Genomic DNA, 16,187 nt, shown 5'->3' on the forward strand with positions numbered 1-16,187 from the left:
TTTTTCGATGAAAACCAGAAGAAACCCGTGTTTTTGTCATGTAAAAGTTGTTTTTGAGGCGCTGCAAACGCCGTTTCAAACAGGGCTTTAAATGCCTGAAATTCTTTCTCATGGACGCAAATTCTCCACCTAATAGATTAGGCCGCTCAACGCAGCGGAGAATTTGGTAATGATCGTTTTGAACAGAGAAGTGGGCGAATCGCTACGGCGCGACAAATATGTCAACGTCCAGGGTGGTGACTTCAATCTCTACGGTCATTTTGCCGACTTCGTCAGACTGACCAAAAGTTGGGAAAACATGGAGCCTGACAGTTACTACGGTCAGGCCGAAGCCGGCATGCGTTACCGTCGTTACAGCGACTTCGAGTACAACCCCAAGACGCGCGAGTTGAAGCAACTCGAGCATCGCGCCTACGTGCAGTCGAAAGAGAACAACGCCTATGTTGGCGGCCTGGTCCGGCACTTTCAGGACTTCTCCGATGAAGTGATTACTTCGCCGGTGATGCGCAGCCTGATCGACACCGATTTCGAAGTGTACAAAAGCGTATTGCCGGAAGAGCTGCACGATGAAGTCTGGCAGTGCCAGATCCATCAGATCCGCATCGAGATCAAACCCGGCAAACAGCTGGAAATCACCCCTGAAGGGATTCACTGCGACGGTTATCCGTTCAGCGGTGTGCACTTCTGGGGCCGCAATAACGTCGAGGGTGCGGAAAGTCGTTTGTATGACACCCACGAGCATCAACTGGCGTCGACCACCTACGAGGAAATTCTCGACACCACCTACTTCCTCGATCGCGATATGCGCCACTACGTGACCCCGGCCCGCAACCCGCACACCCATGCGATGGCGTACCGGCAGATTCTGGCGATTTCCTTCTCGCGGCCCGGGACCGCTTTCGACATTGTTCGCTAATCAGATCACCCCAATCGACGGCGTCGAGTGCTCGACGCCGGTGGTGCTGCGACGCGCCACGGCCAAGGATGCGCAGCGCATGGAGCGCTTCTTCCGCCAGTTCGACGAAGTGTCCTTCTGCGAATGGCAGGACGCCAAATGCCTGCGCGGCGTGCTGATCCAGAAAACCACCACGGCCTATCTGGCCTTCGACGTCGCCGGCGAAATCGTCGGCGCGGTGTTGGGCGGCATGCTCGGCAGTCGTGGCACGATCAATCATTTGGCGGTCAGCCCGCGCTATCGCAGCCAGGGCGTCGGTCAACGTCTGGTTGAAGCGGCGTCGTCCGACATGAAACGGGTCGGGGTATTACGGATGTTTCTGTTCGTCGACGATGCTAACCTCGCAGGCAAGCGATTCTGGACGGCCCAGGGTTTTTGCGAACCCCATGGCGAGCGGACATTTGAGAGGGATCTATGAATGAAACGTCCGGCAGTGCGCCGCTGATGGTCAACCATCAGCCGTCACGCACGTTTGCCGAAGCCAGCCCGGTGGTGGCCGGATACTTCACGGTGGCGTTTGTGTTCGGCTTGATGGCCGTCAACGCCGGGCTGCCATTGTGGCTGCCGGTAGCGATGTGTTTATTCGTGTATGCCGGCGCGTCACAATTCGCCGCGCTGGCGTTGATCTCCAGCGGCGCGTCGCTGACCACCATTGTGCTGACCACTTTCCTGATCAACGCGCGGCACATGCTGATGTCGGTGTACATGGCCAAGGCCCTGCGTGCATTGGGACTCAGCCGTATGGAACGTTGGTGTTACGCCGGTGGCCTGACCGACGAATCCTTTGCCTTCCACAGCGTGAAACTCGGTACTGGCGCGCCGGTCAACGTGCGTTATCTGATCGGCTTCAACCTGTTCTGCCACACCGCGTGGGTGCTCGGCGGTCTGCTTGGCGCGGTCTGCGCACAGTACGCGGCGCACCTGATCAAATACCAGCTCGACTATGCCCTGACGGCGATGATGCTCTACGTGCTGGTGTCGCTGTGCAATACGCGCAACAAACTCATCGCCGCTGGGGCTGCGGTGCTGTGCATGGGCGCGCTGAGCCTGGTCGGCAATTCGCCGTTCAATGTGTTTATCGCCACGTTTGTGGGCTGCGGAGTGGGTGTATGCCTGACCAAACGTTCCTGATTCTGGTAGTGGCGCTGATGATGGCCGTGACCTTCCTGCCACGCGCCTTGCCCCTGCAAGTCAACACCGAGCACTGGCCGCCGTTCGTTGCGCGGGCGCTGGAATACCTGCCGGTGGCGATCGTCGCTGCGATCAGCCTGACTCCCTTGTTGATCAAGGATCAGCACATACAGCTCGATCGCCCGGAATTCTATGCCGCAATTCCGACGTTGTTATGTGCGTATTTCAGCAAAAACCTCTTTCTCAGTGTGGCGGTTGGGACGGCTGCGTACATTGCGCTCGGCTCGTTCATGTAACGGCAGATCGACGACATTGTTCAACGCCTGGCTCGACAACTCCGGATTGTTCACCGCCAGGCGCACTTCAAGGAAATCCTCGAATCCGGGGAAAATCGTCAGGCCGTTCTTCTGCGCAGCCTCGCGCGAGACCATGCCGACCGCGTCCATCTGCGTGATCAACGACAGCGTCAATGTTTCACTGCACGAATAGACCATGCGCTGACCGTTCTCGTGATTGCCCAGCCCGGCGTCGAGAAAACGCAAAAAGCTGTGGGAATACGGACAATCTTCCGCAGGACGCACCTGAAACTTATTGCCCAGCAACGTCAGCGGATCGTTCTCCTGCCCGCAATGCGCGCCAACCACCTGCACCTGTACATCGGGCAGGACGATGCTCGGCAACCCTGGCCGCTGCGGGCCTATCAGCACCGCCAGGTCGAAGTCTTCGTTCTTCAGCTTGCTGAGGTTTTCCATCGACTCGGCGTAGCTGAACTCCATCTGATAATCGGGAAACACCTCGATCAGGCGCCCGATCATTCGCCGATTGAAATCCGGCGACAAGGTGTTGTTCAACGCAACCTTCAACGTGCGCTGGCCCGGCACCTTCAGCGCCTCGACCTTTTCTTCCATCTGTCGCGTGGCAATCAGCACTTTGTCCATATAAGGCGTCAGCTCAGTGCCTTGCGGCGTCAGCGTCAGCCCTTTGTTGGAACGTCGAAACAAGCGGAAACCGAACTGCTCTTCGACCTTGTTCAACTGCGCGGCCAACGCCTGCACAGTCAGGCACGAATGCTCGGCTGCGGCCGACAACGAGCCGGTCTGCACGATGCGCATGAGGTTGCGTAAGGTTCTGCTATCCATGGGTAATGCCCTCTGAAGTGGGCTGGGTATTGTTGTTTACGAGACTGCCGGTCAGGCGCCATATGCTGGCTATATTCCTGTACCTGAGCATAGTTGTCGCGGGTTTAGTAGCGAATTGATGTCCTCGCCGATGGCTGGAGGCTGACACAGGATCGGGGTTTTTGGTGACGTGGGGGTGATGGGGGTCAAAAAAAGTGCGTGGTTTTGGTGCGTGGGGGCGATTTTTCACGGGGAAAAGGCTGACAACGTTAGTGGTTTTGGCCTGCGAAATACGTGGATGCGTCTTAGGCGAACTTGCGATCGAGCTGATAGCGGCGATTCGTCAAAGCAGATGAAGTAGCAGTGGTGAGGCATCAAGCCTATGTGGCTACAGATCTGTGTAAGGTAAGCGAAGTGATTGCATCAAAAGAAGCGGCCAATATGGAGTGCCAAGTTGGCAACAGGCTTCATCACGTTATTGAAATTCAGGAGCAACCGTCCATTGCACGAATTCCTACGGACAAGACTGCCCAAGCCATGTTGGAAGCACGAACTATTCGGCAGCGGTTCGATTCGGTCGACGAAATGCTCAAATCCGGTCATATCCGAATCCCAATCAACGGGGAATGTGGTAACCAGTAATACGCTTACGGAGCTTTTTTATCGATTTATTCGTATATGTACTAGTATCAAAGCAAGACAAATCTGGAGAGGCTCAATGACTACCTCATCCCCAGCCCTCACCCCACGCGAACAACTCGACGCCCCCGAAGCCGGCCGCGTTGCGCTGAAGTTCTTCTTCAACCTTATGGAGCGTTGGGGCTGCAGCGCAGAGCAGCAACGCACATTACTCGGCGGCGTTGGTAACACCACTTTCTACAAATACAAACACCTGCCGAACATACGTCTGCCTAACGACACCCTTGAGCGCATCTCCTATCTGATGGGTATTCACAAGGCGCTGAGCATCATCTTCAGCAATAGCCGTGAGCGCGCCTATACGTGGGTCAGCAGTCCAAACACAGCGGCGCCGTTCAACGGGCAAACTGCATTGGATTACATGCTGGCGGGGAGAGTGATCGACATCGCCGATGTGCGTCGCTATCTCGATGGGGTGCGCGGTTGAAGGCGCCCGATTTGGTTGATGTGCCGTGGCCGCGAGCCTACCGGATCGTCAACAGCAGCTTCCCGCCGATTGCGCTGTTCGAAGACGTGCTCGATCCCGAAGATCTGGAAGTTGCCTACGCAATTGAAGCGCTGACCAATGATCGTCTGATCGAGCAGGCCGGGGTTCTCGCCCGCGTGCGTCCCGAAGATCGACTTTCCGGTCCCGGCTCGACTCCGGTGATGGCTGCGTTTACCCACATCGGCAAACGCAGTCGTTTCTGCGATGGCACCTTCGGCGTTTACTACGCCGCCAGCAGTCAGGCTGCGGCCATCTCCGAAACCTGTTATCACCAGGAACGATTTCTTGCGGCGACTCAGGAAGCAGATCTTGAGTTGACCATGCGCACTTACGTCAATCGGGTGGTTAAACCGTTACACGACATTCGTCACGATCACCCCGAGCTGCACAATCCGGATCCTGAGGCTTACGGGCCGTCTCAGCTATTCGCCCGGCAACTGCGCGAAACCGAGTCGTGGGGTCTGCTCTACAACAGCGTTCGCCTGCCGGGCCATGAATGCATTGCCGCGTTTCGGCCGCCAGCGGTATCGATTCCGAAGCAGGGCAAGCATTTGCGCTATGTGTGGAGTGCGAGTCAGCAGAAGATTTCGTTTGTGCTTGAGATCAGTCAGGTCTGAAACGCAAAAGCCCTCGCATCGGCGAGGGCCTGAAACCGGCGTTTACATCAACGGCTTGTCCGGCGGCGCATCCATCACTTTCACTACATCATCGATCAGCGCTTTGCTTAACTCCTGCAGATACTGCGAGGCATAAGCGTGAAGATCAGGGTCCCGCGAGATTGAAGTGTCCGCAGTGAGCAGTCGTGAAATGTGAAGCAAGTGGGATGCGTGGGAAAGGGCGGCTATCACCGGCACACCACGGTTAGTGCGGAACATCGCTTGATTGGATTGGAAGGAAAAGTGGGTGAGGCCGAGGGTTTTCAGATCTTGAGAGTGGGTCATTTCGCTTCACCTGCCGTTCGAGAAGGACGGCGTGAAGTGACCGGGGTTACTGACGGATCGATGGCTTTCATTTGTGAACTCCCTGTATCAAATGAGAGCTGCCAATTCGTTATCAGACGAATGGGTGGCAGCTATGCGCGGGCTGATAAACCGGAGATACAGGAACCCGGCAGACCCGAAGGTCTCCCACGCACAGCCGCCATTGCACGATAATGCAGACACAAAAAATGCGCCGGCAAACGTGAGTTGGGGCGCTGGTGCGCCTGTATCTTACCCGGGTTATCAGGCCCGGTCGCTGAATTGGCAGCGACGGGTTTGACGGTAGCTTGTGGAGAACGGATGCGCAATCGTGGCCAGGTGGTGGCTGCTGGTGTTTCTTTATGGTGCAACATTTATGTTGCATGTGTAGCAAATATGTTGCACATTCGCTTTACCGAAACGGCGAGTGATGCACATGAAGTACAGCGAGTTTCGGCGATGGTTGAAAGCCCAAGGCGTAGAGTTCCAAAACGGCAAGGGTAGCCACTTCAAGGTTTCCTTGAACGGCAAATCAACTGTGTTTCCCGACCACGGAGCCAAGGAAATGGGCGAAGGGTTGAGAAAATCGATAATCAAACAGCTGGGCCTCAAGGATTGAGACCCAGCTGTACCCCATGAGAGGAATCGTGATGTTCGAATATGCGTTGGAAGTTCACGAAGAGCCGGACAGTGTCTGGTTATCCTGCGCAGAAATTCCAGAGATGCACGCCGTTGGCGACACCCTTGAACAGGCGCTCGACAGTGCTATCGATGCCATCGAGACCGCCCTGTCGATATACGTCGATGATCGCCGATTGATTCCGACAGGTGATGCGGGGGAGCAGAAAAGTGACGCGGTGTTGCGGCTGCCTGCACTGACTGCGGCAAAGGTTGCGTTGTGGAATACGCTTCTAGAGTCTGGGGTCAGCAAAGCTGAACTGGCACGACGCTTGGGTGTACAACGACCTCAGGTAGATCGATTAGTCGATTTCTTGCATCACTCCAAGATCGAGAATGTCGAGCGTGCTTTGCAGCAGCTTGGGCGTCGGATTTTGCTTTCGGTTGAGGCTGCGTAGGATTGTAGAAGGCCCCCGACAGCGATTGCTGTCGGGGGCTTTTCATTTGGGCTGGAAAAAAAACCAGAAACAACAAAGCCCCTGCATTTCTGCAGGGGCTTTGTTTTGTATGGTGCGGCACCAGGAGTCGAATCAAAAAATAAGTCATTGTTTTAAATATAGTTATCATGCGATCAAGTTCAGTTCTACCTCTTGGAATATCCTCAGTTTGTTCTCAGTTCTACATTTCCGGTGTCGCCGGCGACAACACATCAATTCGCCCCTGTCCGTTCATGGCGAATTTGCGCGTTGAGGCCCCTTTCGCCTCAAGGGTTGGATTCCGTGCCTCCTCTGCATCGCTTCAAATGAGGCTATAGTCGCCTCATAACCCTTTTTCAGCGCGTCAGCACCTCTTATCTTCTTCGGTCCTTTACGGTTTAGGCGCTAAACGGTAGTGTCAGTAGTGGCATTGCGCCGTCAACGATTCATGTGGGAGTCTGGGCATGGAAAGCCAACGTAAAATCGTCCTTCCAGAAGATATATTCGATCAATCCAATAAGTGGAATTGGGTTGCCAGATGATGCTACAGCCAATTTTTGAGGGCCAGCCTTGGACGTCCCTTAGCCAACGCGGCATGTCGCCAAATCCTTTATATAAGTCACGCTGTACAAATCAGATTCAGATTATCCAAGATAAAGATACAAGTAGGCATTTATGGATTATCACATGCTTGCTACGTCGTTTCGGTCTAGTTGCGCAGGCCGGAATGTAATTACATGCCAATTTGAAGCCGCAGATATTTAAATCTGCAGTTGAAGGTTTAGAACTATGGCGAAAAATAGTGTTGAAGCAAGCTTGCCTCATACAGCGGTTGCGACTTGGGGTGGATATATATATCAAGGAAAAATTGCGCTGTATCACTGCCTTAGTTTGATGTTGGAAAATGCGGTTGATAGTAAAAAATTCGCCTTGCAGCTTGATAGTATCGATGATTTTGCCATTTTATTAGATGGTGTATGTCAGTCCATGCATCAAGTTAAAGCGTATAAAAGCGATGACTTTTCCGCTTATTCTGAGGCGATAAGCGAACAAGTCGAAAAGTCAAAGGCATATCCTGGGTGCAAGGTCTTATTTCATGTCTCCAAGGACATTATCCTCCCTGCTGATTTCAGTAGTCTTTACTCGCCTGCAGTTTTTTATAGTTACAAGAAAATTGCACAAGCGGAAAGTTACTGTGCGCTATCAGAAGTTGACTCGCTACTGGAAAAGCTTATATGCGAGTTTTATAGTAAGTATGAGCCTGGCTCAAAACATAAAGCTGTATCGGATTATTTACAATGGTCGAGAAATCTTCTAGAGGATATTATAGTAAGTAAGATAATCTCGATGCACGCTGAAATCCAGCTTACCAAAGGGGCGGTTCAGCGTCAGATTGCAAATAGAGAGAAAATTAGTTTCTTGGATTTTTTCGATATTTTATCTGCCGAGTTAACTTCTGCCATACTTTGTGAGAGTTATTTCTTTTCGATAATAATTAAAGACATTGGTAGTTACTATTCCGATTTTTGCGATGAGAACGACTTGGCGCGTGAGGATTTAGATAAGTTAGGAAGGTGCGTTGCTAGGATTAATAAATTTGATATTGAAAAACTAAAGGTGTTTATGCGTTCAATTCTACCTAGTAAAAAAGGACGGTTTAACTCCTTGGCGGAATACAAGGATGAGTCTGTAAACTCTGATGATCTCCAGTATGGATTGTTTAGAGTTTTCGATGATCTAATTGAGCCTGACTTCAATGATGGGACACGGAACGCAGGTTTTTTCTGGGAGTTTTCTGGGTGCAGTTATTACCCAACGGCAATTCACCAAGGAAAGAAGAGTGCCGGTGCTATTTGTAAAAAAATTGTCGATAATGCCCTAAAGCATGATGTTGAATTTCTCTATGAAAGTGGAACATTGATAACTACTGATATAGATGCAGATTCTATATTTTCGGTCGCGAATGTTGGGCCGCGAGGTGGAGCACTTCATGATCATACTAAATTTAATAAGTTTAAAGATGTAGCGTTGGTGTCTATTGCTAATTTGCCAAGCGGGATTAAGAAATGAAGCAACTCTTAGCTGAATTATTCTCTAGACATAATTATTCAGAGACGTTGACTGAAGAGTTTAGCCTGTTCGCACCTGACGATATTAGTAAGGAGGCCTACTGGCTGGTTGTAGAGTCCTCGCCGCGAACTGTAATTGAAAACCAGCATTCCTGGCTGACTAAATGCCGAGAGATATACCGAAACCCTGCGATCGAGAAAAATACGAGCCTAGTTTGTATTTGGCCTGTCGAAAAAATCACGGATAAAATTATTTCTGAAGTTCATGCTACGGAAGAAGATTTATTTTTTTTCAAGAAACATGTGCTCTACCATACAGATGCCGAGATAGTTAGCCTCAATGAAAGGCTCGGAGAGGGGAATGTTGCAGATTTGATTTTAAGCTCGGTGAACAATCCTGATGTTTTTTCCAGTTATAAAAACTCTTTGGGTACTGAAAGCTGGGAGGAATTAATTTATAGGGTGGTCATAAAACTTGGATTCATAGATATCGGAGAAGGTGAGGCGGCTGATATAGAAGGGCTTTACATTCGACATCGCGAAAAAATTAGCAACACAAAACAACCGGAACTCTTATCCTTTATTGAGTCCAGTGTGCTTGATTTGAATGTTGATGGATTTGATAGCGCCGAGTCTCTATTGAAAAATTTGGTTGATAAAATAGCTGAGGCCGGCCATGAAGTTAAATATTAAGAAACTTGTTCTGAAAAACTTCAAAGCATTTGCGGGTCATCAATTTGAGATTGGTAGTTGTAACTTGGCAATCTTGGATGGGCCTAATGGGTTTGGGAAAACCTCTTTTTTTGATGCTGTAGAGTTTCTTCTGACCGGCGATATTGGCCGCTACAACAACTTGGAAAACTCCGTAGTTGATAAACGCTCGATAGCCTTAGGCAGCCCAATAGTCCATGACCAAGCGGTTCCAGGGGCTGAAATTTCAATTGTGGCGGAAATTGAAACCAGTCATGGACTATTCTATTTAAAAAGAAGCGCGAGTAAGGATAAGCTGGATAAAGGGAAGGGGCTTGGATTAAAGCTGTTTAAGCTCTATGAGTTGACTAGCATAGATGGGGAGGGGCGGTTAGTTCAGGATGAAGAGTCTTTCTTAGGAACAATACTTGGGGTCGGTTATCTACGAGATTTCAAGCTTTTTCATTACATCGAGCAAGAAGATAATACAGCTATTTTAAAGAGCAAAGCGTCGACTAAGCAGCAGAAAATTGACCACTTGTTTGATGTGGGGGATTACAGAGAGAAAATTAAAAAAATTGACAGCGCGAAAGAGTTGATCGCTAGCCTAAAGACAACTGCGAAAAGGGAAGACTTGAATTCGCGAAAAACAGAGATTGAGCAGTTGCATCGATCTGTTAATGTCGGGGATGAAAACGTCAGTGAACCTTTTCAAAGATTAATCCCTGCTACTCATCAGCCATGGGATCATGAAGATATCGTAGTCAATTCTTCAATTATAGCTACCTGGTTAGGTGATGAAGGGGCATTGAATAGGCTTAGGAAATTTATAGAAGGAGTAGATAATTTTATTAACTTCAAATATAACTCTAAGATTGATAAGGTCCTGAAGCCAAAGCAGGAGGCACTTGAGAGCCTACTAAGGTTTGGTGGTCGTCTGGATTCGATCGCAGTATATAGAAATGATGTCGCTCTTTATGATTTTGGTGTGGACTTTTTAAGTAAATTTGAAAGCGGGATTCCCTCGTCGTTAAAAGAAGATTTGAAGTTTGATTCTGAAGTGTTTGATAGTTTTGGTTTTGAGTTGAACTACAATGATTTTTCACAGGCTGTTGCTGAAATAAAATTGATTGTGGAGAACTCAAACGCCGTCGAACTTGCTTACAATGAATTGAAGGCTGCTAGAGATCTATTTGTTTCTAAGTACTCCTCTGAACATATAAATCATGATGATGCCAATTGTCCTGCATGTGGCTATGACTGGAAGTCGTACGACGAGTTACTGCGTCACATGGAATCCCAAAGATTAGTTCTAGAGACCCTTGTTGATGTTAATGGAGAAGCGCTGAAACGAAATATAGAACTGTTTGAAAGGAAAGTCTTAGGTCCTATTCGCAAAGCTATAGGCGAACACGCTACTGTTCAGAAAGACTCTATAGATTATAAGAAAAAAATCACAGAGCTTCGCGAGGAGCAGGTTTCGTATTTGCGTAAGCTTGTGCGCGCATACTTATCTTATGATATTGATGTAAGACCTTTTTACTGTATAAGCTTTGACTTGCAAGAATCTTTGGACGTTAACAGGCTTGGTGAGGCTGTTAGTGCTTTGTATCGCGTTGTCGATCATGATTCTATTGATGAGGATTTTCAAGAAATTTTTGAGCAAGTATTTCTGGAAGATGATAATGCGGCTTTAAGTATTGAATTGGATTCGATTGATAGAAAAATTTCCTATGTGAAGGCAGCCTATACTAGAAGTATCTATGGCGATATCAAGGACAAGGAAAAATCCTATAGTGCGGCCGAAGATATTTACAAGAAAGCCATTTATCTGGATAAGGCTCTAAGTAAGCTCAGGGGTATTTATAATGAGAATTTGAACTCTTATGTAGCGTCAATTGCTAAAGGCATTGAAGTGCTATTTCATATATATTCAGGGAGGCTTTTGCAGAACTTTCAAAGTGGTCTTGGAATTTTTATTGAAACCGATGGTAAAAATCTATCATTTCGAGAAAACCCTAAAAAATTGCATGATGTAATATTCTCTATGAGTTCAGGGCAGCTTTCTTCGTTGGTGCTTTCATTTACGCTGGCTTTAAATAAGAGGTACGCAAGGAACGCTATTTTGTTAATTGATGATCCTGTCCAAACACTAGACGATATAAATGTTGCTGGGTTTGTTGATTTGTTAAGGACGGAGTTTTCAGATAGGCAAATAATTCTTTCCACGCACGAAGATGAAATGTCGGCTTATATGCAATATAAATTCAAAAAGTATAATTTGGATGCTGAGGGTTTAGACTTTAAGCAAGTCTTTGCGGTTAATTAAGGGCTCTGATTTTTATGTGTGCCTGCTTCAGTTGTTAAAGAGACCATCTTGGATGGTCTCTGTATTATGTATTGATGGTGAGGTGCTCAATGTGGGTGGTTGGCTTTGCTGATGATTTGGAATTGCCAAGACTTTCCTAGGCGAAGAGTGAGTAAGTTTACGGTCAATATATAGTAATAGCGCGTTGATTCTGCTCGCTGGTTCACCTGCTGATTTAAGAACCAGACTAGATGTTTTCGCTGCCAAGTCCACGGATTGTCTCGGTGCCAGCGCACAGCTATAGCTTCTTGGATGGCTTTTGCTTGGTGTAGGTGGCGCTGACGTGTCGTTTGCGATCCGCTCATGACTCCCGCGAGGAATACCTCCATATCGAATGGCTTGCTCATGCTCGGCCACCGATGTAAGCCGAAACTACGTCGATACGACCGTGCCCCAGCTCATAGCTGATTTGTGCGCGTGCCTCCTGATCGAGGTGTTGGTCGAGCTGGTAGCAACTACCTCCTTTGATTGGCGCAAGTTGGTTTGTAATCTGCTCATACCGTTCGCATGCGTAGGCCGCACGCAATTCGTGGAATCCCTTGAGGTTGTGCGCGTGAAGGATGTCCCGTGCAGGGCGGATGATTCGCTGTTGAAAGTCTAGGTAGCTTTCGTTCAGTGCAAGCAAGTTGTCGCTTCCGACGGGAGAGGCCTGCTTGGCGTACGTGAGCGCTTCACGAATATGATTATCCACCCAGATCCAACGAGGCGCCGACGCACCCGAGCGGCCACCTTTGGTGCCATCTTGAATGTTGATCTTACCGTATCGTTCGGCCTCCCTTTGCAGTCGAGGAATATCAGCCAAAATGGCCTCTCGCAGGCGCATGCCGGTTGCTCGCGCCAACTGAGCGATGGCCGCGGCGCGCGGCTGCAGATGTTCGGAGAGGACGTCGACGATACGTTTTACGTGATCGCGGTCCTGGCCTTGCGGAGGCATGGTGCGGACGCCGGTGCGCGGCATCCTAAGCGCCTTGCTCGGACTCGCCACCCTTACATACTGATCACCACGAAGCGCGGCCATGGTTCTGTTGACGCTGGACAATCGGTTTTGCGCAGTCGCGATTGCAAGCTCACCATTTTCAACTTGCTGGCGTAGGTACCCGGCGTAGTCCAGCAAGGTCTGCCGATTGATCTTCCTCGCATCGTTGAATCCCGGCCCACCTTCGGACCGGCACCAGCGCACAAACGCCCGCCACCGATCACTGTGCGCTTTGACCGTGCCGTAATGCCCGCCGCCAAATAGATCTTTCAGCGCCTGCGGCCCGGCATAACTCAGTTGTCGCCCATAGCCAAAATTGCGCCCATCCCGTCTACCGACCAATGCCATGATCCAACTCCTCTCGAAGCCAAAATCCTTGAAGCTTTCCCCACGTCATCCCGCCACGGATGTTGAGTGTTATCAGGGATCAAGGCCCCTGCGACCTGTGAGGGTTGTCCACTAACGCGGGACTGGCGGCTCTTTACGACCGGGAGCTTGGGCATCTCATGATCTAACCTCCTGAACACCTCCGAAGAAGTGGGCGGGTGGAGGCTGCACCAGCTGACGAGACCGGTGCCGCGAGATCCTGAGTCGGGTGAAGGCAGTGAAGCGATGACCGGGGCATGCCTGACTGTCAGTCAGGTGCAGTCCACTCCGTGGGTTGCGGTACCATCATCTGCATCGCTGTTGCTGGTGACTTCGGTGTTTGTCACGCCGAATGTCACTAGAGGGACTGCCGCAAAGCCTTGTACGAATTGGGCTGCAGCAGCGGTAGGAGCGCCCGTCTCTTTCCGGAAGAAAGAGACGGGCGCAGGTTGGCACAAGGAAATGGCCAAGTGGATAGGTTGCTGCAGGACAGCTATGAAAGGGGATGAGTTGCCGCAGTGGGCACACTGGTAAAAGTAGGCATCCATCACATCGCTGTGACCGTGCGAGCCGCCGGACGCTAATCGCACTTTGGGAGAACCATCACTGTGTGGCGTAGACTCAAAGGTTCTGGCTACCTGGGTTGCTGTCAACGACAGCGCTTTGCCCGATCTTTTCTACGCCTGTGGATAATTCGTCATCTTGATCCTGGAGGAGTAACGTCCGCCCCGAACTGGCTCACTGAGATGATTGCTTTAACTGCACGGCAGAAATGCCGTCACTGAATAAAAATCAGCCGCGGCCTAACTCCCCTCAATCAAAGCCCGCTCTTCCAGCCAGATCTCTTGAACAAACTGATCTGTAATCGCGTAAATCCCATGCCCGCGTCGCATGATGATGTTCTCGGCAACCAGCGCAATCACTACCGGTTGAATTTCTTCGACCCGCACCTCTCGCCCGACGGACTTTGAATATTCAGCCGCTGCGTCTGTGGAAAAAATTCCGCGAGCATCGCCTTCTGTAGAGGCGATCTTGTTGAAAACAGCTTGAGCCAGGCTACCCAGTTGCTCGACTTTTTCCAGCTCGATGTTTGCCGCCGCCGAGCGTAGTGTGCTGGCGATTACTGGTAGGAAAACATCTGGCTCGCCCTCTTGCTGTAAGAGTTGGCGTAGGGCCTTCAGCATTTCTTCAGGTCGATTTCCCAAAGTGTTGAACGCTTCGACAGCGGCTTCGAGGGACGGCAACTTGTCCTTCTTCACTGTCATTGCGAGTCGGTTGAGCAGGAATTCAACGTAATCGCCTTTCAGCAACGGGTAGGCTGCGGACGTGGCGCCGGAAAAGGCGTGGTTGCGTTTGGCGGTCAGTTCGCTGACTTGCGCTCTGTGCGAACCGGTTCCGATAAATAGAAAGTACCCCGGCGTTTTCGGGCGAGGGTTGATGGCGTCGCGGGCAGCCTTGAGTGCCAGGAGCAGCTGATTGCCGTCGTCTGAGGAAATGGCGTGCTGCACCTCGTCAATGATCAACACCAGATCCGTCTTGGCTTGATCTACGACTTCGGTGAGTGCTTGCGCCAGTGTTGGGCCGTCGACGTTGCCAATGCTGTCTAGTTTGAAGCCGAACTTGAATCCAGCGGCGCCGATTTCAACATTGCTGACTCGCTTGAATGTTTCCAAGGCAGAGGAGCCCGGCGTTTGCAGATCTTTCAGGGTTTCCCGGATGGCGTTGTGCACAAGCGTTGCCGGGTTGGCCAGAGTGTCGCTCCATAAGTCGACGTAGATGACCAAAGCACCTGCTTCTTCCAAGGCCGGGATAAGGTCGTTCCTCAGAAACGTCGTTTTGCCTGTGCGGCGCAGGCCAGATAGAAATAAACCTGAGCGCAGACCTTCGTCGAGCACACCTGGATTGAGAAGCTGGTTAGCCATTGACTCGGCCAGTTCTGGGCGCTGAAAAATGCTGCTCATACGATTACACCTTTTTATGTGTACACCATAATTATTGCTATTTCATAATTTAGCATAAAGATGGAAATGTGAACCGTTGGTTCAAAGTCCGCGCTTTCGAAGTGTGTAAGAGGAAGTGTGGCGAGTCGGGGGAAGTGTGCGGGGAGGGGAGGCGCTATTTACGTTGAAGGTGAATTTGCCAGACATATAAATGCCCCAGAAACAACAAAGGCCCGCATTTCTGCGAGCCTTCGTTTTGTATGGTGCCGGCACCAGGAGTCGAACCCGGGACCTACTGATTACAAGTCAGTTGCTCTACCAACTGAGCTATACCGGCGTGTGGGCGACGATTATAGCGACTGGATAATTTCTGTAAACCCCTGAATTCAGACTATTTTTGCATCCGCTCGAATCAAGCCCTGCGCAGCACGTTTCGCAGCGTTTGCACTGCTTTCAATGTGCGGCTGTTTTGCAGGGCAGACAGCTGTGCTTCGGCCTGTTCGGCGCGTTGTAGAGCATTGGCCAGTTGTTGGGCGGTGTCGAGTTCACTGGCGCTGATCGGGTGGGCGAAGGCGTGGCCTTTGCACAGTTGGAAGTTGTCGAGGTTGCACGGCGGGATGTCAAAAGCCGGTTTGAGCTGTATGTATTCGTCGGCGAGGAACCAGGTGTTGAGGCCGTCGAACAGGATCGCTTGATATCCGGCGTCGGTGACCAGCGGTTCCCAAGTGTGATCGCGGTCCCATGGAGTTTCGATGACGATGATCCAGGGGCGGAAGCGAGTGAAGTCCATGCCGCGCAAGACGCTTTCTTCGTGGCCTTCGACGTCGATTTTCAGAAAGTGGATCGGCCGATCGGCGGCATATTGTTCGCAGATCGACGTCAGCGTACGGGCCTTCACGGTGAGGCTGCGCACGTCCATGCCTTGATTTTTGTGGTGCTGGGCGATCGCCGGATCGGCTGTGGACAGGCCGGTGTCAGGGATGGCGTAGAAGGTCATTTCGCCGGGCTGATCGCTGGCGATGCATTGCACGGTGGCGTCGCGGGGGCGTTGCTGGCAGAGGGCGTCGTGGTAGTCCTGCATCGGTTCGACGTTGACGCCTTGCCAGCCGTGGTCATAGAAAGCTTTGGTGACCGAGTCGTGATTTGGATCGTTGGCGCCAACATCGATGTAGAAGCCGTGTTCGACTTGCTTGAGGGCACGCCACAAGCGGACGTCTTCGAAATTCTGCGCATAAGAAATGAACGTCACGGTCGCTTCCTGTCGGTCTGATTGTTCTTATTTGGAGGTGCGCTGGCGGCACGCTGTGGACTTGTATAGCAAGGCTGGCGATGCGC

General features: G+C 50.8%; 16 protein-coding genes and 1 tRNA gene. 11 read left to right on the forward strand and 6 right to left on the reverse strand.

The annotated features are described in order from the left end of the window. Window positions 1-169: 169 nt before the first annotated feature. The 4 genes from CKW18_RS18020 (at window position 170) to CKW18_RS18035 (ending at window position 2,382) form a co-directional block, all read left to right on the forward strand. Window positions 170-916 (forward strand): 2OG-Fe dioxygenase family protein, encoded by a 747-nt coding sequence (locus CKW18_RS18020; protein ID WP_095190043.1) that lies wholly within the window; start codon window positions 170-172, stop codon window positions 914-916. 79 nt (window positions 917-995) lie between these two features. Then, complete coding sequence (locus CKW18_RS18025; RefSeq protein WP_008080517.1) at window positions 996-1,373, forward strand: GNAT family N-acetyltransferase; 378 nt, start codon at window positions 996-998, stop codon at window positions 1,371-1,373. After that, on the forward strand, window positions 1,370-2,086 hold the full coding sequence (locus tag CKW18_RS18030; protein ID WP_095190044.1) for an AzlC family ABC transporter permease: 717 nt from the start codon (window positions 1,370-1,372) through the stop codon (window positions 2,084-2,086). Before CKW18_RS18025 ends, CKW18_RS18030 begins: the two co-directional genes overlap by 4 nt. Beyond that, window positions 2,065-2,382: an AzlD domain-containing protein gene (locus CKW18_RS18035; RefSeq protein ID WP_007952614.1), complete on the forward strand. Its 318-nt coding sequence runs from the start codon at window positions 2,065-2,067 to the stop codon at window positions 2,380-2,382. Before CKW18_RS18030 ends, CKW18_RS18035 begins: the two co-directional genes overlap by 22 nt. Here the strand turns inward: CKW18_RS18035 and CKW18_RS18040 are convergent. Beyond that, complete coding sequence (locus tag CKW18_RS18040) at window positions 2,299-3,225, reverse strand: LysR family transcriptional regulator (RefSeq protein ID WP_095190045.1); 927 nt, start codon at window positions 3,223-3,225, stop codon at window positions 2,299-2,301. The two genes, CKW18_RS18035 and CKW18_RS18040, sit on opposite strands and share 84 nt — an antisense overlap. Before the next feature lie 697 nt (window positions 3,226-3,922). Here CKW18_RS18040 and CKW18_RS18050 point away from each other — a divergent pair. Beyond that, window positions 3,923-4,330 carry an MbcA/ParS/Xre antitoxin family protein gene (locus tag CKW18_RS18050; protein WP_095190046.1) on the forward strand — a complete coding sequence of 136 codons (408 nt, stop codon included), beginning with the start codon at window positions 3,923-3,925 and terminating at the stop codon, window positions 4,328-4,330. Between the two features lie 11 nt (window positions 4,331-4,341). Then, on the forward strand, window positions 4,342-5,007 hold the full coding sequence (locus tag CKW18_RS18055) for an RES family NAD+ phosphorylase (RefSeq protein ID WP_095190107.1): 666 nt from the start codon (window positions 4,342-4,344) through the stop codon (window positions 5,005-5,007). 42 nt (window positions 5,008-5,049) lie between these two features. On the opposite strand, the gene CKW18_RS18060 is transcribed toward CKW18_RS18055, so the two are convergent. Further along, the gene (locus CKW18_RS18060) at window positions 5,050-5,331 is read right to left on the reverse strand and encodes a DUF3077 domain-containing protein (protein WP_095190047.1); all 282 of its coding nucleotides are present in this window, start codon (window positions 5,329-5,331) and stop codon (window positions 5,050-5,052) included. A 454-nt stretch (window positions 5,332-5,785) separates the two neighbouring features. On the opposite strand from CKW18_RS18060, the gene CKW18_RS18065 reads away from it, so the two are divergent. The 5 genes from CKW18_RS18065 (at window position 5,786) to CKW18_RS18085 (ending at window position 11,531) form a co-directional block, all read left to right on the forward strand. Continuing rightward, entirely contained in the window at window positions 5,786-5,968 is a 183-nt protein-coding gene (locus tag CKW18_RS18065) for a type II toxin-antitoxin system HicA family toxin (RefSeq protein WP_095190108.1), read from the forward strand. A 31-nt stretch (window positions 5,969-5,999) separates the two neighbouring features. After that, window positions 6,000-6,425 carry a type II toxin-antitoxin system HicB family antitoxin gene (locus tag CKW18_RS18070; RefSeq protein ID WP_095190048.1) on the forward strand — a complete coding sequence of 142 codons (426 nt, stop codon included), beginning with the start codon at window positions 6,000-6,002 and terminating at the stop codon, window positions 6,423-6,425. A gap of 807 nt (window positions 6,426-7,232) precedes the next feature. Continuing rightward, complete coding sequence (locus tag CKW18_RS18075) at window positions 7,233-8,513, forward strand: ABC-three component system protein (RefSeq protein ID WP_141233116.1); 1,281 nt, start codon at window positions 7,233-7,235, stop codon at window positions 8,511-8,513. Next, window positions 8,510-9,205, forward strand: a complete 696-nt coding sequence (locus tag CKW18_RS18080; protein WP_095190050.1) for an ABC-three component system middle component 1 — start codon at window positions 8,510-8,512, stop codon at window positions 9,203-9,205. The genes CKW18_RS18075 and CKW18_RS18080 overlap by 4 nt, the downstream gene beginning before the upstream one ends. Next, window positions 9,189-11,531 carry an AAA family ATPase gene (locus CKW18_RS18085; RefSeq protein WP_095190051.1) on the forward strand — a complete coding sequence of 781 codons (2,343 nt, stop codon included), beginning with the start codon at window positions 9,189-9,191 and terminating at the stop codon, window positions 11,529-11,531. The genes CKW18_RS18080 and CKW18_RS18085 overlap by 17 nt, the downstream gene beginning before the upstream one ends. A 382-nt stretch (window positions 11,532-11,913) precedes the next feature. Here CKW18_RS18085 and CKW18_RS18095 read toward each other — a convergent pair whose 3' ends face one another. From CKW18_RS18095 to CKW18_RS18115, 4 genes are all read right to left on the reverse strand, one after another. Then, window positions 11,914-12,894: an integrase domain-containing protein gene (locus CKW18_RS18095; RefSeq protein WP_095190053.1), complete on the reverse strand. Its 981-nt coding sequence runs from the start codon at window positions 12,892-12,894 to the stop codon at window positions 11,914-11,916. An 821-nt stretch (window positions 12,895-13,715) separates the two neighbouring features. Continuing rightward, window positions 13,716-14,873: an AAA family ATPase gene (locus tag CKW18_RS18105; RefSeq protein ID WP_095190055.1), complete on the reverse strand. Its 1,158-nt coding sequence runs from the start codon at window positions 14,871-14,873 to the stop codon at window positions 13,716-13,718. Between the two features lie 240 nt (window positions 14,874-15,113). Then, window positions 15,114-15,189, reverse strand: a tRNA-Thr gene (locus CKW18_RS18110). A 75-nt stretch (window positions 15,190-15,264) separates the two neighbouring features. Further along, the gene (locus CKW18_RS18115; RefSeq protein WP_095190056.1) at window positions 15,265-16,101 is read right to left on the reverse strand and encodes an FkbM family methyltransferase; all 837 of its coding nucleotides are present in this window, start codon (window positions 16,099-16,101) and stop codon (window positions 15,265-15,267) included. Between the last annotated feature and the right edge of the window lie 86 nt (window positions 16,102-16,187).

Source organism: Pseudomonas sp. Irchel 3E19 (assembly GCF_900187585.1).
Taxonomy (GTDB): Bacteria; Pseudomonadota; Gammaproteobacteria; order Pseudomonadales; family Pseudomonadaceae; genus Aquipseudomonas; species Aquipseudomonas baetica.